General features: G+C 61.6%; 21 protein-coding genes. 9 read left to right on the top strand and 12 right to left on the bottom strand.

The genetic code is table 11. The features are described from left to right. From H7A77_RS23570 to H7A77_RS23600, 7 genes are all read right to left on the bottom strand, one after another. A partial coding sequence (locus H7A77_RS23570; RefSeq protein WP_182074725.1) for a molybdopterin cofactor-binding domain-containing protein occupies window positions 1-1,883 on the bottom strand: 1,883 nt, incomplete at its 3' end. A gap of 201 nt (window positions 1,884-2,084) precedes the next feature. Further along, the gene (locus H7A77_RS23575) at window positions 2,085-2,909 is read right to left on the bottom strand and encodes a M55 family metallopeptidase (protein ID WP_047575890.1); all 825 of its coding nucleotides are present in this window, start codon (window positions 2,907-2,909) and stop codon (window positions 2,085-2,087) included. Between the two features lie 16 nt (window positions 2,910-2,925). Continuing rightward, on the bottom strand, window positions 2,926-3,981 hold the full coding sequence (locus tag H7A77_RS23580; RefSeq protein ID WP_033650461.1) for a P1 family peptidase: 1,056 nt from the start codon (window positions 3,979-3,981) through the stop codon (window positions 2,926-2,928). A 171-nt stretch (window positions 3,982-4,152) separates the two neighbouring features. Next, window positions 4,153-6,252 carry a peptidase domain-containing ABC transporter gene (locus H7A77_RS23585; protein ID WP_182074726.1) on the bottom strand — a complete coding sequence of 700 codons (2,100 nt, stop codon included), beginning with the start codon at window positions 6,250-6,252 and terminating at the stop codon, window positions 4,153-4,155. Further along, window positions 6,245-7,519, bottom strand: coding sequence for an HlyD family secretion protein (locus H7A77_RS23590; RefSeq protein WP_033642998.1), 1,275 nt, complete (start codon window positions 7,517-7,519; stop codon window positions 6,245-6,247). Before H7A77_RS23590 ends, H7A77_RS23585 begins: the two co-directional genes overlap by 8 nt. Before the next feature lie 262 nt (window positions 7,520-7,781). Beyond that, window positions 7,782-8,105 carry a hypothetical protein gene (locus tag H7A77_RS23595; protein WP_255443904.1) on the bottom strand — a complete coding sequence of 108 codons (324 nt, stop codon included), beginning with the start codon at window positions 8,103-8,105 and terminating at the stop codon, window positions 7,782-7,784. Between the two features lie 268 nt (window positions 8,106-8,373). Further along, on the bottom strand, window positions 8,374-9,117 hold the full coding sequence (locus H7A77_RS23600; RefSeq protein ID WP_089191715.1) for a sulfite exporter TauE/SafE family protein: 744 nt from the start codon (window positions 9,115-9,117) through the stop codon (window positions 8,374-8,376). Window positions 9,118-9,224: 107 nt separating this feature from the next. Between H7A77_RS23600 and H7A77_RS23605 the strand changes: the two genes are divergently transcribed. Next, window positions 9,225-10,106 (top strand): LysR family transcriptional regulator, encoded by an 882-nt coding sequence (locus tag H7A77_RS23605; protein WP_182074727.1) that lies wholly within the window; start codon window positions 9,225-9,227, stop codon window positions 10,104-10,106. A gap of 190 nt (window positions 10,107-10,296) precedes the next feature. Here the strand turns inward: H7A77_RS23605 and dcp are convergent, their stop codons facing one another. Together dcp and H7A77_RS23615 are read right to left on the bottom strand one after the other, a co-directional pair. Then, window positions 10,297-12,498 carry a peptidyl-dipeptidase Dcp gene (gene dcp / locus H7A77_RS23610; RefSeq protein ID WP_182074728.1) on the bottom strand — a complete coding sequence of 734 codons (2,202 nt, stop codon included), beginning with the start codon at window positions 12,496-12,498 and terminating at the stop codon, window positions 10,297-10,299. A gap of 106 nt (window positions 12,499-12,604) precedes the next feature. After that, window positions 12,605-13,519 carry a LysR family transcriptional regulator gene (locus H7A77_RS23615; protein ID WP_089191711.1) on the bottom strand — a complete coding sequence of 305 codons (915 nt, stop codon included), beginning with the start codon at window positions 13,517-13,519 and terminating at the stop codon, window positions 12,605-12,607. A gap of 103 nt (window positions 13,520-13,622) precedes the next feature. On the opposite strand from H7A77_RS23615, the gene H7A77_RS23620 reads away from it, so the two are divergent. Then, entirely contained in the window at window positions 13,623-14,786 is a 1,164-nt protein-coding gene (locus H7A77_RS23620) for an MFS transporter (RefSeq protein WP_182074729.1), read from the top strand. Here the strand turns inward: H7A77_RS23620 and guaD are convergent. Next, window positions 14,771-16,087, bottom strand: a complete 1,317-nt coding sequence (guaD, locus tag H7A77_RS23625; RefSeq protein WP_182074730.1) for a guanine deaminase — start codon at window positions 16,085-16,087, stop codon at window positions 14,771-14,773. The two genes, H7A77_RS23620 and guaD, sit on opposite strands and share 16 nt — an antisense overlap. Then, window positions 16,044-16,373, bottom strand: a complete 330-nt coding sequence (locus H7A77_RS23630; RefSeq protein WP_182074731.1) for a hypothetical protein — start codon at window positions 16,371-16,373, stop codon at window positions 16,044-16,046. The genes guaD and H7A77_RS23630 overlap by 44 nt, the downstream gene beginning before the upstream one ends. A 142-nt stretch (window positions 16,374-16,515) precedes the next feature. Between H7A77_RS23630 and fecI the strand changes: the two genes are divergently transcribed. The 5 genes from fecI to ydfG all read left to right on the top strand — a co-directional run bounded on the left by fecI (window position 16,516) and on the right by ydfG (window position 22,055). Further along, on the top strand, window positions 16,516-17,040 hold the full coding sequence (gene fecI, locus H7A77_RS23635; protein ID WP_063989772.1) for a ferric citrate uptake sigma factor FecI: 525 nt from the start codon (window positions 16,516-16,518) through the stop codon (window positions 17,038-17,040). Next, on the top strand, window positions 17,037-17,993 hold the full coding sequence (fecR, locus tag H7A77_RS23640; RefSeq protein WP_060419088.1) for a ferric citrate uptake sigma factor regulator FecR: 957 nt from the start codon (window positions 17,037-17,039) through the stop codon (window positions 17,991-17,993). Before fecI ends, fecR begins: the two co-directional genes overlap by 4 nt. Before the next feature lie 115 nt (window positions 17,994-18,108). Next, the gene (gene fecA / locus H7A77_RS23645; protein ID WP_182074732.1) at window positions 18,109-20,460 is read left to right on the top strand and encodes a TonB-dependent Fe(3+) dicitrate receptor FecA; all 2,352 of its coding nucleotides are present in this window, start codon (window positions 18,109-18,111) and stop codon (window positions 20,458-20,460) included. 198 nt (window positions 20,461-20,658) lie between these two features. After that, a complete protein-coding gene (locus tag H7A77_RS23650) occupies window positions 20,659-21,180 on the top strand; it encodes a GNAT family N-acetyltransferase (protein ID WP_108680658.1) in 522 nt (173 codons plus the stop codon). 125 nt (window positions 21,181-21,305) lie between these two features. Further along, window positions 21,306-22,055, top strand: a complete 750-nt coding sequence (gene ydfG / locus H7A77_RS23655) for a bifunctional NADP-dependent 3-hydroxy acid dehydrogenase/3-hydroxypropionate dehydrogenase YdfG (RefSeq protein ID WP_182074733.1) — start codon at window positions 21,306-21,308, stop codon at window positions 22,053-22,055. 36 nt (window positions 22,056-22,091) lie between these two features. Here the strand turns inward: ydfG and H7A77_RS23660 are convergent, their stop codons facing one another. Then, on the bottom strand, window positions 22,092-22,418 hold the full coding sequence (locus tag H7A77_RS23660; protein WP_004938563.1) for a YnfA family protein: 327 nt from the start codon (window positions 22,416-22,418) through the stop codon (window positions 22,092-22,094). Window positions 22,419-22,566: 148 nt separating this feature from the next. Between H7A77_RS23660 and H7A77_RS23665 the strand changes: the two genes are divergently transcribed. Both H7A77_RS23665 and H7A77_RS23670 read left to right on the top strand, forming a co-directional pair. Then, a complete protein-coding gene (locus H7A77_RS23665; protein WP_089191705.1) occupies window positions 22,567-22,935 on the top strand; it encodes a DUF1283 family protein in 369 nt (122 codons plus the stop codon). Between the two features lie 89 nt (window positions 22,936-23,024). Next, the gene (locus H7A77_RS23670) at window positions 23,025-23,324 is read left to right on the top strand and encodes a DUF1161 domain-containing protein (RefSeq protein WP_033642988.1); all 300 of its coding nucleotides are present in this window, start codon (window positions 23,025-23,027) and stop codon (window positions 23,322-23,324) included. Window positions 23,325-23,351 lie beyond the last annotated feature (27 nt).

Raw genomic sequence — 23,351 nt, forward strand, 5'->3', positions numbered from 1 at the left:
CCGCAGTCCACCGCGCACCACACCTTGTGCACTTTCGGGATGCCGCCTTCGCCGATCGATACCTCGGCCACCTGCGCCACATAGGTATCGAACGCCTTGGCGACGCCCACGCCGCGCGCGCGTCCGTCCACCACCTTGGCGCCCTGCCAATCAGCGGCTTTGGCCACCGCCCGCAACACGCCCGCCGCGCGCGGCGCGTCGCCCATCAGCGCCAGCCGCCCTTCCACCGGATCCTGCCCGGTTTCCTGCAGCAGTTGATCGATAAAGCTCTCCACCGCGTGGCCGGTGTGGGTGCTGGCGACCGACCGCAGCGAGGTGGTCGGCACCTTGCCGGGCACGATATGCGCATCGCAGCGGAAGGCCTCAAAGGTATAAGGCACCTCGCTGGCGCCCTCGACCATCATCTGATCGAGGCCGTTGACCACCAGCGCATCCATCGCGCTGTGGCGCGTCCAGGAGTGGCCGACTACGGTATCGGTCCAGCCCACCACCTTGCCGCCGCGAATGGCGCCGCGCAGGCGATGCAGGATCATCGGGCGATACCAACCGTTGCGGATGTCGTCCTCGCGCGTCCATACCACCTTCACGCCGTGGCCGGGGCCGATGCCCTTGGCCGCCGCCGCCATGTCGGCCGCCAGATCCGGCCCCAGCGTCGGGTTGCCCAGATCGATACGCCGGCCGAAGCTGCCGCCCGCCAGAATGGTTTCAATCTGCACCTTCTCCGGCGGCAGCTCGAACAGATCGCACAGCTGCTTGTGGTCGAGCGTCTGGATTTGGCAGCCGTAGCGCGCCTTGACGCTTTCGCCGTCCCAGAACAGATAGCCGTCCAGCGGCTCCATCGGCGCGTGAGCGACGTAGGGGAAGGTGTATTCGGCCTCGATCACCTTGTCGGCCTTGTCGAACACCTCGTCCGGCTTACCGAGACTCTTCGCCACTACGCCGGTTTTCTGCGCCACCTGGCGGAATTCGGCGTAAATCTCCTCGGTGTTGCGTCGCTCCGCCTGCGCATCGTCCCAGGTGACCCTAAGCCGATCCCGCCCCTGGATCGCCGCCCAGGTGTTTTTGGCGTAAACCGCCACGCCGGTGGCAACCTGTTTCACCGCCACCACGCCCGGCACCGCCAACGCACGGTCGGCGTCAAACGTCGCCACCTTGCCGCCGAAGCGCGGCGGTTTCTTGATGGTGACGGTCAGCATGTCCGGCTCGTGGATATCCTGCGAGAACTGCGCGCTGCCGTTGGTTTTCGCCAGTGAATCGACGCGGTGCAGACCGCGCGTTTTGCCGATCAGGGTGAAATTGGCCGGATCCTTCAGCGCCAGGCTGGCGGGATCGGGCGGCGGCAGCGTGGCGGCCAACTCGGCGAACTCGCCGAAACCCGCTTCGCGCCCGCTGGCGGCATGGCGGATCTTGCCCGCCTGCACGGTGATTTCCTGCGCGGAGGTTTTCCAACTCTGTGCCGCAGCCTGCACCAGCAGCGCGCGCGCCATGGCGCCCATGCGCCGCATCTGTTCATAGGCGTTGGCCACCGAACTGGATCCGCCGGTACCCTGGAATCCGAACGCCAGGTTCTTGTAGACGGCGGTATCCACCGGCGCGGCCACGACCCGCACCTGCGCCCAGTCGGCGTCGAGCTCTTCGGCGACCAACGTCGCCATGCCGGTATAGACCCCCTGGCCCACTTCGGTGTGTTTACTGATGACGGTGACGATGCCGTCGGCGCCGATCTGAACGAAGGCGTTAGCGTCAAACGCCGTCGCGCCGGCGGCGGCCGGGGCGTTCGAGCGCGCCAGCGCACCGGTGGACGGCAGATAGGCGCCGATCACCAACGCCCCGGCGCCGACGATAAACCGCCGCCGCGAAAGCGGAACTTGGGATATGCTCATTGCTCATGACTCCAAAAAAACCGAAGGCGTCACTGCCTTCGGCGAAACAGCGCTAATTATGGGAATGGCTTGCCGCGCCGGTCAGGTGACATAGCACAACAGAGCAATAATTAGCGTAGCCTATTATCCAGTAGGCTTAATGTTGAAGAGGGATTTTCTATTGGAGAATCGTGCGGTGCGGGCAGGAACCCGCACCGGGGGTCAGCTCTGCGTCGTCGCCAGATAGGAGAAGACGCTGAGCAGGCGGATTTGTGCCGCCATGTTGTCGCTGTCGAAGGCCACGGTGAGCGCATCCTGGCGCTCCACGCCGGGCACCAGGCTGAACAGATCCGCCAGCACCGGTTTGGCCGCCATCAGCGTCAGCCGGTAAGGCGGCATAAAACGGCGCTCCACCGGCAGTCTGGCGCCCTGGCGCACCTGTTGCATCGCGCGCTCGCGGATCTCGGCGCGCGCCCGCTGTGGGCTGAGCGATTCGGCGGCGGTTTGCGAGAGGGCGCGTTTCACGCAAACATAGCCGGATTGCGGATAACGTTCAGCGATCCAGCGTTGCAGCTCGTCGTCACCGCTCACCAGCCACAGCGGCACGTTTAACTCGGCCGCCGCCGCCGCATACAGATCGCTTTCGCCTACCGCCTCGCCGTTCAGGCTGACGCGATAAAAGGCCCGGCCGTTGATGGTATGCGCCAGCACGCCGCGCTCGCCGGCGGCGCTGTGATAACCGATAAACATCAGGCCGTCGTAACGTTGATGCTGCAGCCCTTCCACCATCGACAGCCCGCGCGGTTTGCCCTGCACCAGGCGCGCCCGCGCATCGATGCGTTCGGCGCGCAGGTTCTGCATCATCGCGTGGCTGTCGGCCACCGTCACCTCGGTGGCGCCGCCGGCAAAAGCGCCGTCGATGGCGGCGTTGACCTCCTGCTCCATCAGCTCGCGCGCCGCCGCATAGTCGGCGTGGGCCGGGTTGCACTGCTCCGGCCGCATCACGCCGGCGATCCCCTCGATATCCGCAGAGATAAAGACTTTCACATCAAGCTCCCGTTATTTAATTTGCCGCCAGCCGATCGAGCAGCGGGCCCAGCGCCACGCGCGCATGCTGCTCGAAGCCGCTGACGCCTTCGGCGCTGAGCAACGCATCCAGCACCGCGTATTCGGTGGCGTCCGCCGCCGCCGCGAACAGCGGCTCCAGCCGTTCGTCCGGCAGCGTCGCCCCCAGCAACCGAGTGGAAAACGCCAGCGCGATGTCGCCGGAGCCGTGCCCCCAATGGCTGCCCACCCGCCCCAGGCCCGCGCCCGCGCGGCGGGCGATGCGGTTCAGCTGGCGGCTGTCCAGCGCCCGATCGCAGGCGATGATGATGATGACCGAACCGGCATCCACCTGCGGCGGCGGATCCGCCAACAGCTTGCCCAGCGCCTGGCCGACGCGCACGCCACTCAGCGTCAGCGAGTCGAGGGTGCCGAAATTGGCCAGCACCAGCACGCCGAGCGTGGTGCCGAGCCCCGGGCAATAGCGCGAGGCGGTGCCGATGCCCCCTTTCAAGCCGAAACTGCTCATGCCGCGCCCGGCGCCGACGCTGCCGCGCGCAAAGCGGGTGGAATGGTTATCCAGCGCGCTGAAGACGTGCTCCTCACGCACCGCCATCGCCTGAATATCGTTGAGGTAGCCGTCGTTGCACTCCAGCACCAGCGGGTTGATGGTGGCGCTGCCGCGGCCGATCTGCGGATAGCGCCGGCAGCTGCGCCGCACCATGGCGTTGAACAGCGTGCCGACCGCGAAGGTATTGCTCAGCAGGATCGGCGTTTGCAGCACCCCCAGTTCGTTCAGCTGCACCAGCCCCAGCGGCTTGGCGAAGCCGTTGAGCACCGCGCTGCCGCACGGCAGCGGCTGGTTGAACAGATCGCCCGGCGGCACGATGGCGGTGACGCCGGTCTGACATTCGCCGTCGGCCAGCGTGTGATGCCCGACGCTGACGCCCGGCACGTCGCACAGGGTGTCGGTCGGGCCGGCCGGATAACGCGCGCCCGGCAGGCGGCGGTGGCGCCGCCAATAGCTCAGCAGATTATCGAGGCTTTGTTGTTCAAATGCCTGGCTGTCTGTCATGGTTCCCTCATCCGCCGTTAGCCCATCAGAAAACCAGAATATCGCGCAATGCGCCGCGCCGTAAATTGAAAGCGGAAGCGAGCTGCAAAAATAGCCTTGCCCCATCGCCACTTATTGGGTTTTAGGGAGAAAAGCAATGTAAGTGGCTTGTGGCGCAGGTGATATCCCCCCTTATCCAATATGGATAACCCGATCTGCCGACGCAATGGTCGTTTCACGGTGGGCAATGATCAGCTTAGTGATATTGAGTCTCTTAATTGCCTGATTCACGGCAGCTTCGCTCTCCTTATCCAGTGCACTGGTGGCCTCATCCAGGAACAAAATAGCCGGTTTCTTGTAGATTGCCCGGGCTATGAATAGCCGTTGTTTTTGCCCGCCGGACAATCCTTCCCCCAACTCGCCGATCGGGGTTTCATACCCCATCGGCATGCGCATGATCACCTCATGCAGATAGCTGGCACGGGCACAGGCTTCCATCCAGGCATCATCCATCTTGTCCGCGAACCCGCAAATATTTTCGCGGATTGAGCCGGAGAACAGTTTGTCGTCCTGCATCACGCAGGCAATCATTTTGTGGTAGTTGTTGATGCCGAGCTGCCGGATATCGACGCCGTTCACCTCAACCCGCCCTGCATGCGGGGTAAACAGTCCGCACAACACCTTCATCAATGTGGTTTTGCCGGCGCCGGACGGGCCCACGATGGCCACGCTTTCGCCCGGCGCAACGCTGATGTCCAGGCCATCAAAGATAGCCGGTGACTGGCTGTCGTAACGATAGCTCAGGGCATGGGTCGTCAATCCCAAAGGTTGCAGGCCCGCCGTGTAAGGGTGATCGGGTTTACGCTCCTCCCGCGGATGCAGGGCGATATCGGCAATGCGCTCGTTATGCAGGCTCATCATGCGCAGCTGCAGCAAAAATTCCGTCAGCGACCCGATGCGGTCGGAGAACTGCCCCCGAAAGGCGCCGAACGCCACGAACATGCCGAGGGTCATCTGGTTATCGATCACCAGGCTGGTTCCCAACCACAGAATGACGATCTGGTCACACGCCGCTATAAAGGTGTTGATCCCGCCAAACAGCATGTCCATTCGGGTGACGCGGATCCCCGTGTTGATGGTGTCGATTTCAAGGTTTAGCCAGTGAGCGATGCGGCGTTCTGCCATGCCCTGCATCTTGACGGTAGCGATACCGTACAGCGTTTCCATAAAATACGAGCCGGCCCGAGCTTCTCTCACCAGCGCCTCCTCGGACAGCTGACGGTAATAGCCGTAGGTCAGCAGTCGCATCAACACATAAAGCGCGGTGAAAGTGAGCACTACCCAGGTCAGCCAGCCGCCATACAGCGCCATCATCACCAGCACACCGATCACCATGATGCCGTCCATGATGGCGCCGACGATGCTGGTGGTGAAAGTGCTGCGCAGCGTATCCAGTGAACCGAAGCGTGACTGAATGTCCCCCAGCTTACGACGTTCAAAGTAACCGAGCGGCAGGCGCAGCAGATGGGTGAACAACCCGGACTGCCACTGAACGTTGATAAGCGTCGCCATGACCAATCCTGACCATGCCCGCACCATGCCGATGGCGGCCCGCAACAAGATAAACAGCATCAATCCGGCGCAGATGAGCGACAGTAACCCGCGATCTCCGGCAGGAATAGCATGATCCATCACCAGCTGCGTGCCGATGGGCATCACCAGGTTGATGGTTTCGAATACCAGAGACAGGCAAAAGATTTTGCCGAGCGCCCCCTTGAGGCCATGCACGCTGCCGATCAGCGTGCGAAGATGAATGCGATGGCGGACGCTGTCGGCGGTGAATTCGCTGCCGGGCCAGGCCTCAAGCGCTACGCCGGTGAAACTGTGCGACAGTTCCGTCAGGCTGACGGCCCGGCGCCCGCGCGCCGGATCATGCAGCACTGCGCGGTGGCCTTTGACGCTGACCAGCACCACAAAATGGTTGAATTCCCAGTGCAGAATGCAGGGCAGTTTTAGCGCGCCGAGTTCGTCCAGATCCAGAGACAGGGGACGGGTGCTCACCCCCAGCTGTTCGGCGATACCGGTCAGCCCAACCAGCGTTGCACCGCGGGCCGACAGATTGAACTGCCGGCGCAGCGCGATCAGATCGATGTTTTTGCCGTAATAACCGCAGATCATCGCCAGACAGGCCAGCCCGCATTCCGACGACTCGGTCTGGTGCACCATCGAAACCCGGTGGCGCAACCGCAGATCCAGTTGGCTGACCCGTTGTTTGAATGGGGTCCTACTCATTGACTGGCCCCGTCGCGCTGTGTTTCATGTCGTAGAACGGCGACAGCATCCATTGATAAATCTTCCTTTTTTCCAGAAACAGGGTGCTTTGCGCTTTCATGCCGTTTTCCAGGCTCAGACGTTTACCGTCATAGGCAATGGCCTGTTTCTCCGGCATGACGATCACTTTGTAGTACGGCACGGCGGCGGTCAGCGCCGCTTTGGGCGCTCCCTGATAGGTCAGCATTTCCTGCGGCGAGGCCGGGGCTTTGGAGATGACGGCCACCGTACCGGCAAACTGGCCAAATTTCTCCGCCGGAAAAGCGTCATAGCGCACATTGACCTTATCGCCGGCGACGATGTAGGGGATAGCGTCGTTGGGCACCCACAGTACCAGGGCATAGCGATCGATGTTTTGCGGGATAATCTGCAGCAGACTGTCGCCGACGTTGACCATTTGGCCAACCGTGACGCTCAGCGAATCGATACGGCCGCCGGCCAGCGCGCGAACGATAATATCGCCAGTGGCATCTATGTTTTGCCGCTCCTTTTGCAGCTCGTAGCGCTGCAGCTCCATCTGGTAAATCTGGTTGTCGAATTCGGCAGCCTGGATATGGATCTGGCTTTCCAGCGCGGTGATCTGCAGCGCATTCTGTTCGTTCTGGCCGGACAGGCCCAGCAGGTTGTTCTGCTGCTGGTAATACAGCGCCACCTGGTTGGTGAGCTGATCCTTATTGATCAGCCCCTTGGTCTGATAGTGCCGGTAGTTCTCCATGTTTTCCTTCATGATACGAATCCCTTCCTGGGCGCGTTTGAGGATATCGGTGGAACGGGTGAATGCGGCGGTGTATTGCGCCTTCTGTTGTTCCAGCATGATAAGCGTGGCCTGCTTGCTGCTTTCCAGTCGGTTGATGATTTGCGCAATGCGTGCCAGCTGGCCATCGATATCCCGCCGCTGGTTGTCGCTGATCACACCGCTACGGGTACTCTTGCTGACGTCGATCTGGTAAATGGGGGCACCAGCGGCAATCACCTGCCCTTCGGTGACGAATTGCTTGACCACTATCCCCTGGACGGCGGAATAAACGTTGGCGGCGCGCGGATAAGTGCTGATCTCGCCGGTCACGTTGACCCGCCGGGTATAGGTACCGGCGATCGCGAAGGTGAGAAAGGCGATGAAGAAAAACAGGCAGAGCCCTGTCGTGCCCCAAACGGGAATACCGGGTAGCAGAAGCGCCCTGCCACGCCATTTCATTTTCTGATTCTCGATCGCTTCCTGGCGAAACATGAACAGCGTCCCTTAGTGATAGCTAACATTCAAATTCACAGACTACTGTATTGACAATAAAATAATCTGAAGGTCAGTTAATTTTGGTGAGAGGATATGAAACTATTAAAATAAACACCTTTAAATCTTCTGAGTGATCCTGGCGCCAATAAATTTTTATGAACGTATGTTTCACCCAATGGCGGTATCATATCCAGAGAAAAATCAGAGAGATCCCGTTCGACAAGCCTTTTTTATTTTTTAAATCCTACAGCATCTACTTCTAACTCATTTTCATCGTGGCAAAATAGACTATCGTCATAATAATAACAAAAATAGAACAGAACAATAAATCACCTGAAAAATTTCTCAATGAATCCAAATAATCATTGCTGCTCTTATTTAATTTTTTAATGGCATCGCTTTCGTTCTCAGCCTCTACTTCAACATAATGCTTTCTGAACCCCTTCTGCTTCATGTCTTTAATTATTTCTCGCGTAACCACTTCCTTTCTTAGCACTTTTGATTCATCACTCTTTATAAAAACAACATATCTATTCATCATATACCCCATCTCCGTTATCAGACGCTCTTTTTCCACTCCCATCTCGATCCTGCCATCCACCCGACATCGCATCGAATTGGCTGCTTAAAATTTCCTTCATCAATGTTCCCCTATGCATTCACTGGGGTTATCCCATTTTAAAAGGGTTATAGTTGAAAAAGTAAAACACACTAATAACAATACATAACCACTCTGTATTTCATAAAAAATCCAATAAGAAAGTCCATTTTAAACATTGAAAACAATCATATTAGAATAAAACCAAGAATAATATACCGAACCTGATTACACGTAGGTACTATCGATTCAATTAATTGAATCGCCAAATAATCTCAACGCCCAAAATTAATAACCCAATAAAGAAGAGGCGGCGGAACAGCTGCGGGCGACAATGACGACGCACCCTCTCCCCCAGCCACATGCCGCCCAACGCCGGCAACAGCGCCAACAGCGAACCGCCGAGCAGCGTGGCTGGCAGCGCCTGATGCCAGGCTAAACCGGCGGCCAGCGCCAGCGTCGAGACGGTGAACGACAGCCCCAGCGTCTGCACCAGATCGTCGCGCGCCAGGCCCAACGCATTCAGGTAAGGCACCGCCGGAATGACGAACACTCCGGTGGCGCCGGTCAGCGCACCGGTCACCAGGCCGCACAGCGGCCCCAACCAGGGTTCCGCCGCAGCGGAAACGCGCCAGTCGAAACGGGTAAAACCCAGCAGCGCATAACCGATCAGACACACGCCCAGCGCCAGCGGCGCCAGGTGGCCGTCGCCGGCAGTGAGCGCCCCCGCGCTCAACAACGTGCCCAGCGTGACGCACAGCATCATCGGCCAGAGCCGGCGGCACAGCGCCCCCAGCCGCGCCCCGCGCAGCAACTGCCACAGGTTGGTGATCAGCGAAGGCAGCAACAGCAACGCGGCGGCCTGACCCGGCGGCATCATCAGGCTGAGCAGCCCCATCGACACGGTCGGCAGCCCCAGACCGATCGCTCCTTTGACCGTGCCGGCCAGCGTAAAAATGCCCGTCAGGGCGATAATCTCAAGTAGCGTCAGCGACATGCGTCTATCCTTATGGCGAATCAACGGCTCGATTGTGGCCGGCGGTATAGCGCGGCACAATGCGGCAATGGCAGAGCCTGCCTGCGGCAAAGACAGAGGGAAAACGCATGCATTTTGACTTTATCGATCTGCGACTGTTGGCGGCAGTGCTCGAGACCGGCAGCATCACCGCCGGCGCCGAGCGCGTCGGGCTATCGCTGGCCGCCGCCAGCGCTCGCATGCGCGGGCTGGAGCAACAGGCCGACGTAGCGCTGCTGACGCGCAATCCGCGCGGCGTCCAGGCGACTCCCGCCGGTGAGCGCCTGTTGCATCACGCGCGAGTGCTATTGCAGCAGCGTGAGCGGTTGCGCGGCGACCTGGCCGAGTTCGCGCCGGGCCAGCGCAGCCGGCTGCGCATCGTCGCCAATACCGTCGCCGCCGACGCTTTTCTGCCGGAGCTGCTGGCGGATTTTCTGGTGCTGCACCCGCATACCGATATCGTACTGGAGGAGCTGCCCAGCCCGGCCATCGCGCAGGCGATCGCTGAACAGGCGGCGGATATCGGCATCGCGGCGGATCACGCCGATCTGCGCGGGCTGGCAAGCTACCCTTTTCGCCAGGATCGTCTGGTGCTGGCGTTGCCGCCGGGGCATGCGCTCAGCGGCCGCCGCACGCTCAGCTTTGCGGACGCCCTGCCTTTTGATTTCATCGGCTTGCCGGAAGAGAGTGCGCTGCAACAGCATCTGGAACAGCTGGCGATACGCAGCGGCGGCCCGATGCGGCTGCGGGCGCGCGCGGCTCATTTCGACGCCATCTGCCGCATGGTGCTGCGTGGTGCCGGATTGGCGGTGGTGCCGGAAGAGAGCGCCCAACGCCATCCGCAAATTCGGCACAGCGCACTGACGTTGACAGACGAGTGGGCGACCCGGCGCCTGTCGATCGCGGTGCGTGACCTGGCGCAGCTGCCGCTGCCGGCGCAGCGGCTGGTAGCGTTCCTGCGCCATGCCTGAGGCGGCTCAATGCGCAGCCGCGCCATCTTGTGCCTGCGGTTTCACATTCAGCGTTGTCGTGACGCTCAGCGACATCACATCGCTGCCCAACTTCTCCGAGCTGGTGGTGAACCGCTGAGCGTCGGCCAAGCCTCAAAAGACGAAGGGCGCATAATGCGCCCTTCTGTTTGCTTACCGGGAATGGCCGAACTTACTCGTCCTTCAGCCCGCGGTTGATCAGCATCGGCTCGATGCTCGGCTCTTTGCCGCGCCAGTCGATGTACAGCTTCTCCAGATCCTGGCTGTTGCCGCGCGACAGGATCATGTCGCGGAAGCGCTGGCCGTTTTCGGCGGTCAGGCCGCCGTGTTCGGTGAACCACTGGAAGGCGTCGTCCGCCAGCATTTCCGTCCACAGATAGGCATAGTAGCCCGCGGCGTAGCCGTTACCCCAGATGTGCTGGAAGTAGCTGGAACGGTAACGCGGCGGCACGTAGCTGAGATCCACCTTGTCTTTTTGCAGCGACTCGGCCTCGAACTTGTCCACGTCCTGCTGCGGCTGATCGGCGGTCAGCATGTGCCAGTGCATATCCAGCAGCGCGGCGGACAGCAGCTCGGTCATGCTGTAGCCCTTGTTGAACTTGTCGGCCTTCTTGATCTTGTCGACCAGTTCCTGCGGCATCGCCTCACCGGTCTGGTAGTGCTTGGCGAAGTGGCTGAACACTTTCGGATCGCTGACCCAGTGCTCGTTGAACTGCGACGGGAACTCGACGAAGTCGCGCGCGGTGTTGGTGCCCGACAGGCTCGGGTATTCCTGATCGGCGAACATGCCGTGCAGCGCGTGGCCGAACTCGTGGAACATGGTGATCACGTCGTCATACGACAGCAGCGCCGGCTGCCCCGGCGCCGGTTTGGTGAAGTTGGCGACGTTGTAGATCACCGGCTTGGTGCCATTGAGCTTCGACTGATCGACGAAGTTGCTCATCCAGGCGCCGCCGCCCTTGTTGTCGCGCTTGAAGTAGTCGGTATAGAACAGCGCCAGCGATTTGCCGTCCTTGTCGAACACTTCATACACCTTGACGTCCGGCTGGTAGACCGGAATGTCCTTGCGCTCTTTGAAGCTGATGCCGTACAGCAGGTTGGCGGCGTAGAACACGCCGTTGTTCAGCACGTTGTTCAGCTCGAAGTAAGGTTTGATCTGCGACTCGTCCAGATCGTACTTGGCCTTGCGCACCTGTTCGGCGTAGAACTGCCAGTCCCAGGCCTGCACCTTGAAATCGCCTTTCTGCTGGTCGATCACCGCCTGAATGTCTTTGGCTTCACGTTCGGCGCGCGCGGTGGCCGCCGGCACGATGTTGCGCATAAAGCTCAGCGCGGCATCCGGTGTCTTGGCCATCTGGTTTTGCAGTTTCCAGGCGGCGTAGTTCGGGTAGCCCAGCAGCCTGGCCTGCTCGGCGCGCACCTTGGCCAGTCGGGAAATGGTCTGGCGGGTATCGTTGCCGTCGCCTTTCTCCGCCCGCGTCCAGGAGGCGTCGAACAGCGCTTTACGGGTATCGCGATCTTTCAGGCTCTGCAGCAGCGGCTGCTGGGTGGTGTTCTGCAGCACCAACAGCCACTGTTTCTCCAGCTTGCGCTCGGCGGCCGCCTGCGCTGCCGCGGCCAGCTCACCTTCGGACAGACCGTCCAGCTTCGCCTGGTCGGTTATCGCCAGCGCGCCATTTTTGCTCGCCGCCAGCAGTTTGTTGGTGAACTGGGTGCTCAGCGTCGCCGCTTCCTGGTTCAGCGCTTTCAGCTTGGCCTTGTCGGCGTCCGACAGGTTGGCGCCCGCCAGCTCGAAGTTCTTATAGGTGACTTCCACCAGCCGACGCGACTCCGGATCCAGCTTCAGCGCATCGCGATCTTGATAGATGGCCTTGATGCGCGCGAACAGCTTGCCGTTGAGCATGATGTCGTCGTTCAGCGCCGCCAGCTTCGGCGAGGTTTCTTCATCCAGCTTCTGCAGCGCATCGCTGGTATTGGCCGAGGTCATGGCGCCGAACACGTTCATCACCCGCGTCAGCAGCGAACCGGCCTGCTCCAGCGCCACGAAGGTATTTTTAAAGTTGGGCTTGGCCGGGTTGTTGGCGATCTTCTCCACCTCTTCCCGCTTTTGCTTGATGCCCGCTGCGATCGCCGGCGCGTAGTCGCTCTCCTTGATCAGGTTGAACGGCGGCGCCTGGAACGGCAGACGGCTTTGATAGAAGAACGGGTTTTGGGTCTTTTGCTTGTCGTGCTGATTGGCTTCACCGGTCACGGTAGCCTCCTTCGCCTGGCCGCTGGGCAGCGCGCTATGGTCGGCGTGAGGTTGGGTTTCTGCTGCCTGTGCCTGCGAGCCCAGCGCCATGCCGATCGCCAGCACCAATGTGGATAAACGCATCAAATCGAAACTCCTCCATGTTCACGGAATAAGGTCTCGGGGAATGGCTCCCTCTGAGTCACCACCTAGCTTAGGCGCAGTTGGCAGTTTGAGCAAAAACAAGTGATTAGAAGTGAGCCGCCTCGCCAACCTGCTGTATCAGAAAGGTCAGCAGCGCGCGTGTTTTGGCCGGCAGATAGCGGCGGCCGGGATACACGGCATACAGCTGCAGCGGCGCCGGCGGCAAGGGCAGCGGTATCTCAACCAAACGTCCGTCGGCCAGAAACGGCCGGCAACCGAGCTCGGAGAGCATGGCGAACCCCACGCCGGCCAGGGCCGCCTTCAGCGCCATCTCCCCGCTATTGACGCGATAGCGCGCATTGACCGGGACGGTAACGAACTTGCCGTCCGGGCGCACGAACTGCCACGGCATGCCCTTCAGCGCATCCACCGTACTGATACAGGGCAATTGCGTGAATTGCTCAATCTCCGCCGTCGGCGGCCACTGCGCCAGCAGCGCCGGCGCGGCCACCACGATACAGGGGAAAGACGCCAGCGGCTGCGCGACATAGTCGCTGTCGTCCAGCATGCCCCGGCTGATCATCACCGCCAGATCGACATCGTCAAGCAGGGACGCCATTCCCGCCAGATTGGTGACGCAGCTGATTTCGATCTGCGGATGCTGCACGGCGAACGCCGCCAGCGGCTCGCCCAACAGATATGGCCCCACTTCATTCGGCACGCACAGGCGCAGCGGCCCACGCAGCTGTTGCTGCCGTTCGCTGAGCGTTTGCGCGGTGTGATCGAGCGACGCCAGCAACGGCTGAGCCCGCTCATGCAACAGTTGGCCGTTCGGCGTCAGCCGCATTGAGCGGGTGCTGCGCTCGATTAAGCGCTGGTCGAGCTGGCGCTCCAGCTGCGAGATAGCGCGGCTGACGTTGGAGGTCGGCATCGCCAGCGCCCGAGCGGCCCCGACGAAGCTGCCTTGCTCCACCACCGCCACGAAAATACGTAACAGGTTTAAATCCAATTTGGCGCGCATGATTATCCCACATTTGATAACAAACCATGCCATTTCTACCACCTAATCCCGCTCAACGCCACGCGCTACACTGCCGGCCTGACTCTGCAACCGATGGATGCTTATGACACCCACGAGAAAGCTGACGGCGATAGCGCTGGTCATCGCCTTTATTCAATTCACCAATGCCCTGGAATACATGGTGTTCAACCCGATATTTCTCTATATGGCCGCCGACTTTTCCGTGCCCGTCAGCTACGCCGGTTATGTCAGCGCGGCCTATACGCTGGCGGCGGTGATTTCCGGCATCGGCGCGTTCTATTGGATCGGCGGCGTTGAAAAGCGGCGTTTTCTGCTGCTCAACGTCGCGCTGCTGGGGGTGACGACCTTACTGATCGCCGCAACCCAGCAGTTTTATTGGCTGTTGGCGCTGCGGCTGCTGGCCGGTCTGCTGGGCGGCACCACGATGGGCGTGGGGATCGGCTTGCTGCTCAACGCCGCGCCGGCCGCGCTGCACGGCCGAATGTTGGCGACGGTGATCGCGTCTTTTTCGCTGGTGAGCATCGTCGGCATGCCGGGCATGCTGTACCTGTGCGAGGTGGCAAGCTGGCGCGCCGCGCTGGTGACTATCGGCGGGCTGTGTCTGCTGGCGGCGGTGTTGGTGGCGCTGTTCGTTCCCAGGGATGCGCCGCAGCCACAGGCTGCCGCGCCCGTCACGCTCGATCGCCGGCTGTTGCTGTTCGCCTCCGCCGCCGGTCTGACTCAGTTCAGCCCGATGCTGCTGATCCCGGTGCTGGCGCCGCTGCTCACCCAGCGGTTACAGGTGGCAGACGCGCATTTGCCCTGGTTGTTTCTGCTCGGCGGCGTGGCCGGCTATCTGGCGACCGTGCTGGCGGGCCGCTGGTTGCAACGCGTTGGCGCCGTGACGCTGACGGTGAGCGCCACGCTGTTGCTGCTGGGCAGCCTGAGGCTGGCGGCGCGCGGTGGCGATCGCGCTGAACTGTTTATGGTGACGTTTCTCGCGGCGGCCTACGCGCGGCTGGTGGCGATCTCTTCCCTGAGCATGCGCTGGCCGGACAATCGGCAACGCGCCGCCTTCGGCACGCTGCAAACCGCCCTGATACACCTGAGCGCCACGGTGGCCTTCTTGCTCTCTTCCGCGCTGCTGAGCGGCGGCCTCACCCCGCGCAGTTTGCAACGCCTGCTGTGGCTGTGCGCACTGAGCGCCGTCGCCGTCGCGCCGCTCAGCGTTTGGCTGCAGGCGCGGCTGCGTCAGCGCGGCGCCTGATAAACCACCTTACCGTCCACATAGGTGCGATAAATGTTGCGATCGTCCCCCAGGGTCATCAGCATAAACCCTTGCTCCATCAGCGTGGCGCTGTTGGCGTGACGCAGCTGCTGCAGCGGCGTCACCGCCGGATCGAGCACTACGAAATCCGCCTCTTTGCCGACGTTGAAGTTGCCGATTTTGTCGTCCAGCGCCAGCGCGCGCGCGCCGCCCAGGGTGGCATGATAGAACGCTTCTACGGCGGAGAGCCGGTAATGCTGCAGCTGGCCGACCTTGTACGCCTCGCCTAACGTGCGCAGCATATTGAAGGTGGTGCCGGCCCCCACGTCGGTGCCGATACCGAGCTTCACCCGCTTGCGCCAGGCCTGCTGCAGGTCAAACAACCCGCTGCCGAGAAACAGGTTGGAGGTGGGACAAAAGGCGATCGCCGAGCGGGTATCGCACAGGCAATCCCACTCCTGCTCTTCCAGATGCAGGCAATGGGCGAATACGCTTTTATCGCCGGTCATGCCGTAGCGGTGGTAAACATCCAGATAGCTGCGGTGTTGCGGGAACAGCGCTTTTACCCAGGCCACTTCCTGCGGATTCTCGCTCAGGTGCGTCTGCAGCCAAACGTCGGGATATTCTTCGCGCAGCCGCTGCACCTGCGCCAGCAGCGCCGGCGTACTGGTGGGCGCAAAGCGCGGCGTAATGGCGTAACCGAGGCGGCCTTTGCCGTGCCAGCGCTCGATCAGTTCGCGCGTCTGGCGATAACTCTGCTCCGGCGTTTCCAGCAGCGCCTCCGGCGCATGGCGATCCATCATGACCTTGCCGGCGATCAGGCGCATGTTCAGCGCTGCCGCCTGGCTGAACAGCGCATCGACCGACTGTGGATGCACGGTGCCGAACACCAGCGCGGTGGTGGTGCCGTTACTCAACAACTGCTGCAGAAAGAAAGCCGACATCGCGTCGGTGTGCTGCTCACAGTCGTAACGGCTTTCTGTCGGGAAGGTGTAATTGTTTAACCAGTCCAGCAGTTGATCGCCATAGGCGCCAATCATTTCGGTTTGCGGATAGTGGATATGGGTATCGATAAAACCCGGCACGATCAGCTTGTCGCGATACTCCGTGACCGCGAAGCCCGGCGGCAGCAGCGCCTCGCCCTGCCGCCAGCTGCCGAACCAGACGATGACGCCGTCGTTCAGCAGCAGCAAACCGTCGGGAACATGCCGCAGGCGTTCTTCGAGCTGTTGCGGCGCCTCCACACAGGCTGCGATATCAAAAAAATTGCCACGAATAGCCGTGGTGAATTGCAGTGCCATTATTTTCTTCCTTGTGACGACCGGCCAAGCCCATCCGCATAATAAATTGCGATGATGAAACAAGGCCCTTTTTACCCAAACGCAAAGACCGGATTAAGCATAGCAAGCCGTGTGCCAACAGGCGGCGATAAAATACATTTTTAAATAAAAACAATTGATTGGTAATTAACCTAAAAGCATAGGCCGCCGAAAGAGAATAAGACCCACGCTCAGTCTTCGACGGCGGATAAATAGCAACCGTTTGCTTGCCGAAATAACACCGCGCCGCTGCACCTTTACCGGGCAAGCGGATAATTTCGCGGCCGCTGCGGTTATTTTAACGCGATGCAAAGCGGTCTGCCCCATTCCGCAGGCCACCCGACAAACTTGAAACGATAACTATTCTCAATTATCATCCGCGCATCTTTTTGACCAGCAATGCGAAAACCATGTCCGCCACCGCCTCTGCCCCGCACGCCGCGCTGTCGCGCCTTTACGCCACCCACCACGCCTGGTTGCAGGGATGGTTGCGTCGGCGGCTGGGCTGCGCTTTCGACGCGGACGATGTGGCGCAGGACACCTTTATGCGCCTGCTGAAAAGCGACGCCGCGGCGACCCTGCGCGAGCCGAAAGATTTTCTGGTCACCGTCGCCAAGCGGGTGATGGTCGATCTGTTCCGCCGCAGAACGCTGGAGCGCGCCTATCTTGAGATGCTGGCGCTGATCCCGGAAGGCTACGCCCCGTCGCCGGAGCAGCGCCAGAGCCTGCTGGAAAGCCTGCAGCAGATCGACGCCATGCTCGACGGCCTGGGGCCGAAGGTAAAGCAGGCCTTCCTGCTGTCGCAGCTCGAAGGCCTGGGCTATGCGGACATCGCCGTGCGCCTCGGCGTGTCGGTCAGCTCGGTTAAAAAATACATGGCCAAGGCCACCGAGCATTGCCTGCTGTTCAGCCTGGAAAACGACGTTTTCTCATGAGCAACGCCATCACCCCCGAGCAGCGCCAGGCGCTGAAGATGGCCGCACACTGGTATGCCCTGCTGTGCGATGAACACGTCACCGACCGCCAGCGCCAACAGTGGCAAGCCTGGCATCAGCAGCATGACGATCACCGCTGGGCCTGGCAGCGCGTCGAAGCGTTGCAGAGCCAGCTGCAGGGCGTACCGGGCAAGTTCAGCTACCGTGCGCTCGATCGCGCCGGCCGCCAATCGGCGATCGATCGCCGCACCCTGCTGAAGAGCCTGCTGCTGTTGCTCGGCGTGGGCGGCGGCGGCTTCCTTTACCAGTCGCCGCTCGGCCGGGAGCTGCGCGCCGACTACCGCACCGCCACCGGCGAGATCAAACCCATAGTGTTAAGCGACGGTACCCAGCTGGTGCTGAACACCGCCAGCGCGGTGGACGTGCATTACGACGATCGCCAACGGCTGATCCGCCTGCACGCCGGGGAGATCAGCCTGGTTACCGGACGCGACCCCCGGCCGCTGTGGGTGCAAAGCCCGCAGGGAGCGATGCGCGCGCTCGGCACCCGCTTTTTGGTGCGTGAGAACGGCGGCGAGACGCGCCTGACGGTGCTGGAGCATGCGGTCGAAGCGCAGCTGGCGCAGGACGCGCGGCAAACTCGCCGGGTGGAAGCCGGAGAACAGATAAGCTTCAGCGCCGCGGCCTTCAGCGACAAACAACCGGCTGCGGCGGAGGACGGCTGGCTGCGCGGCGTGCTGAGCGTCAGCCAGTGGCGGCTGGACCGGGTGATCGCCGAACTGGCGCGCTACCGGCGCGGCCATCTGAGCTGCGATCCGGCCGTCGCCGGCCTGCGCGTCAGCGGCAGTTTCCCGCTCAACGATACCGATCGCGCCCTTGCCCTGCTCAGCCAGACGCTGCCGGTACGCCTGCAAAGCTTTACCCGCTATTGGCTGAAAATCGTCCCCGCCTGAATCTTTTTAAATGAAAATGATAAAAAATCGCATTCTTGATTGTCCCTTTTGCTTTGCTCATCCGACTCCCAGGAAAACACTGCAGCAATAAATAAAAAATGATTCAGGAGAAGGTATGAACAACGCTTGGGGAAAGGGAGCGCCGGCTTCGCTTTGGGGAAAACGGGGCACGCCGCTGGCCGTGGCCATTGGCCTGGCCTTCGCCGCACCGCTGACGGCGAGCGCCGCCAGCGCCGCTGCAACCTATCACATTCCGGCCGGTGAGCTGGACGGCGCGCTGAACGCGTTCGCCGCGCGCGCCGGCATCGCGCTCTCGGTGGACGGCACGCTGACCGCCGGTAAGCGTTCGCCGGGCCTGAGCGGCAGCTACGGCGTCGATGACGGCCTGAACGCCCTGCTGGCCGGCAGCGGCCTGCAGGCTAAAGCGCTCGGCAACCACGGTTACACGCTGGCCAAACTGCCGCAGCCGCAGAAGGAAGAAGACATCACCGTGGTCGGCGACTGGCTGGCGGAAGGCCGTCAGGCAGACGTGTTCGAACACCCCGGCGCGCGCGACGTAGTGCGCCGCGAAGACTTCGTCAAAACCGGCACCACCACCGTGCGTGAAGCGTTGAACCGCGTGCCGGGCGTGGTGGCCCCGGAAAACAACGGCACCGGCAGCCACGATATGGCGCTGAACTTCGGCATACGCGGCCTCAACCCGCGCCTCGCCAGCCGCTCCACCGTGCTGATGGACGGCATCCCGGTGCCCTTCGCCCCTTACGGCCAGCCGCAGCTGTCGCTGGCGCCGGTCTCGCTCGGCAATATGGATGCGATTGACGTGGTGCGCGGCGGCGGCGCGGTGCGCTATGGGCCGCAGAGCGTCGGCGGCGTCGTCAACTTCGTTACCCGCGCCATCCCGAAAACCTTCGGCCTGGAGGCCGGCATGCAGGGGCAGCTCAGCCCGACCTCGCGCCAGGATCACCCGAAAGGCACCGGCAACCTGATGATCGGCGGCACCGCCGACAACGGCTTCGGCGCGGCGCTGCTTTACTCCGGCACCCGCGGCAGCGACTGGCGCGAGCACAGCGCAACCAAGATCGACGACGTGATGCTGAAAAGCCGCTACGCCCCGAACGAGGCGCACACCTTCAACAGCCTGCTGCAATACTACGAAGGCGAAGCGAACATGCCGGGCGGCCTGAGCCGGGCGGACTACAACGCCAACCCGTTCCAGTCTACGCGCCCGTACGACAAGTTCTGGGGCCGCCGCCAGTTGGCGAACTTCGGCTACCAATATCAGCCTGATCAGCAGCATAAGTTCGACGTACAGAGCTTCTACACCTACACCCTGCGCAGCGGCTATCTGGATCAGGGCAAGAACCTGACGCTGTCGCCGCGCGAATACTGGGTGCGCGGCGTAGAACCGCGCTACAGCCAGAGTTTCCGCTGGGGAGATTCTGCCCATGAGGTCGGCGTCGGCTACCGTTACGTCAGTGAGTCCACCCATGAGCTGCGCTACACCAGCAAGGCCAGCACCGGCAGGCTGCCGTCCACCGCCAGCCCGTACGATCGCGACACCCAGTCCGGCACCGAGGCGCACGCCTTCTATCTCGACGATCGCATCGACATCGGCGACTGGACCATCACGCCGGGCATGCGCTACGAGTACATCAAGTCGTATCAGAACAACTACATCAAGAATAACCGCCTCGACGTCAGCTATAACGCGCCGCTGCCGGCGTTGAACGTGATGTATCACCTGAACGAATACTGGAACCTGTACGCCAACACCGAAGGCTCCTTCGGCACCGTGCAATACAGCCAGATGGGCAAAGCGGTCGACAGCGGCAAGATTGAACCGGAGAAGGCGCGCACCTGGGAACTGGGCACCCGCTACGCCGGCGATGCGCTGACCGGCGAGATCGGGCTGTTCCTGATCAACTTCAACAACCAGTACGATTCCAACCAGGTGACCGACAGCGTGACCGCGCGCGGCAAAACCCGCCACGCCGGGCTGGAAGGCAGCCTGCGTTACGATCTGTCGCAGCTGACGCCGAAACTGGACGACCTGACCGCCTACGCCAGCTACGCCTACGTCAACGCCACCATCCGCGAAGACGGCGGCTACAAGGGCAACCAGGTGCCGTTCTCGCCGAAGCATAAAGGCACCCTGGGGCTGGACTACACGCCGGGCAACTGGGCGTTTAACCTTAACGGCGAGTACCAATCCAACCAGTTCGCCGACAACGCCAACACCGTGGCGGAAAGCGCCGACGGCAGCACCGGCCGCATTCCCGGCTATATGCTGTGGGGCGTGCGCGCCGCCTATGATTTCGGCCCGGAAATGGCCGGCCTGAATCTGGGCGTCGGCGTGAAAAACCTGTTCAACCACGAGTATTTCACCCGCGCCTATGACGACAACAACAAAGGTCTGTACATCGGCCAGCCGCGCACGATTTATCTGCAAGGTTCGGTGAAGTTCTGATCCTCAACGGCGGGCGCGGTTAACCGTGCCCGCCGCCTTTCCCGTCAACGTGACGACGTCACATAAACCGTTCCTCCGCGTCGCCGCAACGGCGAAAAATAAGTCGCTTCTGACGCCAATACGCGTAATATCGACGATCCGCCCCGATTTATGTGCGCGGATTTTTTGCCGTTATGGCCTGAAAAGCGAGGAAATAAAATGAATCACAATGACCTTTCTCAGTGCCGCGTTGACACCGACCGTTTGTTGATTGCCCCCTTTACCGCAGCAGACGCCGACGATGTTTACCAGGCGATCACCCCCACGCTGACGCGCTTTATGACCTTTGAGCCGGAGGCGTCGCCGGAAGATTTCGCCAACGTCTGGCAAGGCTGGCTGCCGCTGATGCGCGAAGGCGAAGAAGTGATCTTCGTCGCCCGCCGGCACGAAGACCGGCAGTTCGTCGGCGTCGGCGGCGCGCACAACCTGCGCAGCCCCACCCCGGAGCTGGGCATCTGGGTGAAAGAGAGCCTGCATGGCCAGGGCTACGGCCGCGAAATCGTGCAGGGCATCGCGCGCTGGGCCAGCGAGCGCTTTCAGCCGCCGCACTTTCTCTACCCGGTGGCCGAGCAGAATACCGCCAGCCGCCGCCTCGTCGAGTCGCTGGGCGGCGTGCTGGCCGGCAAGCGTGAAAACATCAAGTATGATGCCGTGGTCTACCACCTGCCGCCTCAGCGCTAATCAGCATCGGGCCGCTGGCCCGGTGTGACCTTTTTTCCTTTCCGCCGTGATAACCGCTGCCACTGCCTGCGGGTTTGTGCTAATGATAGAAGCATGTAGGGTAAAAACAGTTGAGGAACAGCAACATGATTATTTTTGTTACCGGCGCCACCTCCGGTTTCGGCGAGGCCATTGCGCGCCGTTTTATCCGTGAAGGCCACCAGGTGATCGCCGCCGGGCGCCGCCTTGAGCGTCTTGAAGCGCTGCAGGAAGAATTGGGGGAAGCGCTGCACATCGTGCGGCTCGACGTGCGCAACCGCGCCGCCATTCAGCAGGTGATAGAAGCGCTGCCGGCCGAGCTGCGCCAGATCGACGTGCTGGTGAACAACGCCGGGCTGGCGCTGGGGCTGGAGCCGGCGCACAAGGCCAACGCCGATGACTGGGAAACCATGATCGACACCAACGCCAAAGGGCTGGTGAACATGACCCGCGCGCTGCTGCCGGCCATGGTCGAGCGCAACGTCGGCCACGTGATCAACATCGGTTCCACCGCCGCCAACTGGCCCTATGCCGGCGGCAACGTGTACGGCGCCACCAAGGCGTTCGTCAAGCAGTTCAGCCTGGGCCTACGCGCCGATCTGCACGGCACGCGCATCCGCGTGACCGATATCGAGCCGGGCCTGGTGGGCGGCACCGAATTCTCCAACGTGCGCTTCAAGGGCGATGACGGCAAGGTCAATAAAACCTACGAAGGCGCCGATGCGCTGACGCCGGAAGACATCGCCGAGTCGGTATTCTGGGTCGCCACGTTGCCGGCGCGCGTCAACATCAACACGCTGGAAATGATGCCGGTCAGCCAGTCCTTCGCCGGGCTGAACATCCACCGCGGCACCTGATCTCCAACGGCGGGAGGCGACTCCCGCCGTGTTTCCTCAGGCCGCGCGCCAGCCGGAAACGATAATCAGCATGCCCGCCAGCGCCACCCCGGCGCCGACCCAATCCAGCGCAGACAGCTTCACGCCGTCCACCACTCGCAGCCACAGCAGCGCCGTCGCCACATACACGCCGCCATAGGCCGCGTAGACCCGCCCGCTGGCCGCAGGATGCAGCGTCAACAGCCAGACGAACAGCATCAGGCTCAAGGCCGCCGGCAGCAGCAGCCAGGCGCTGCCCTGCTTCTTGAGCCACAGGTAAGGCAGGAAACAGCCGATAATTTCAGCGAGGGCGGTGGCGAAAAACAACAGCGTAGTTTTTAACATCGGTCGCAGTTTTCTCTCGATAAAGTAAACGAATCGGCGCTTGGCTGGTGAATTCCAGGAGCGCGGTGGTATATTTGTCACCACGCCTGCGGGCGAGGTAACGCCAGTGCCGCCTTCATCAGGCGCACTCACTCATAAGGATGAAACGATGAAAACATTTTCGACCCAACGACTGCTGCGCGGGATGCTGCCGGTCGCCATGCTGGCCGTAATGGGCGCCTGGCAGGCGCCGGCGCTGGCCCTCTCTTGCGCTCAGGGCAGCACCTGCGTCACCGTCGATGGCAAAGGCAGCGGCGCGATGAGCACCGAAGAAGCGCGCCAGAGCAAAGAGCAGTGGAATGATACCAAATCCCTGCGCCACAAGGTTAACACCCGCGTCGAGAAAGAATTCGACAAGATCGATCGCGCGGCGGATGACGAAGATCGCTGCAACGACAGCAACAACGTCAACGCCTACTGGGAGCCGGACACCCGTAAATGTCTGGATCGCCAGACCGGGCGTCGGATTAATCCTTAATCCGCCTGCGGCGGGCGGGCAAGCGTGAAACCCGGCCGCCGTTGCTGCTATCCTGTTACAGGAAGTCCATTGTCTAAAAGGATGACGTGATGAAAAAAACGCTGATATTAACCGCTGTGTTGCTGGCCGGCGCGCCGATAGCGGCCCTGGCCTCCTGCGAAAGCGTGAAAGCGGACATTTCGCAAAAAATCGTCAATAACGGCGTGCCGGAGTCCGGCTTCAAACTGGAGATCGTGCCAAACGATCAGGCCGATCAAGCGGGCGGCCAGGTGGTCGGCCACTGCGAAAACGACACCCAGAAGATCGTCTACACCCGCCTGAACAACGGCGACGATCGCGGTGATGCGGCGCAGACCGGCACCAGCCAGGATACCTCCAACACGCAGTAAGCCGCTTCGGCTACCCAGGGCGCGCAA

Source organism: Serratia sp. ME47 (genome assembly GCF_903970925.1).
Classification (GTDB): domain Bacteria; phylum Pseudomonadota; class Gammaproteobacteria; order Enterobacterales; family Enterobacteriaceae; genus Serratia; species Serratia ureilytica.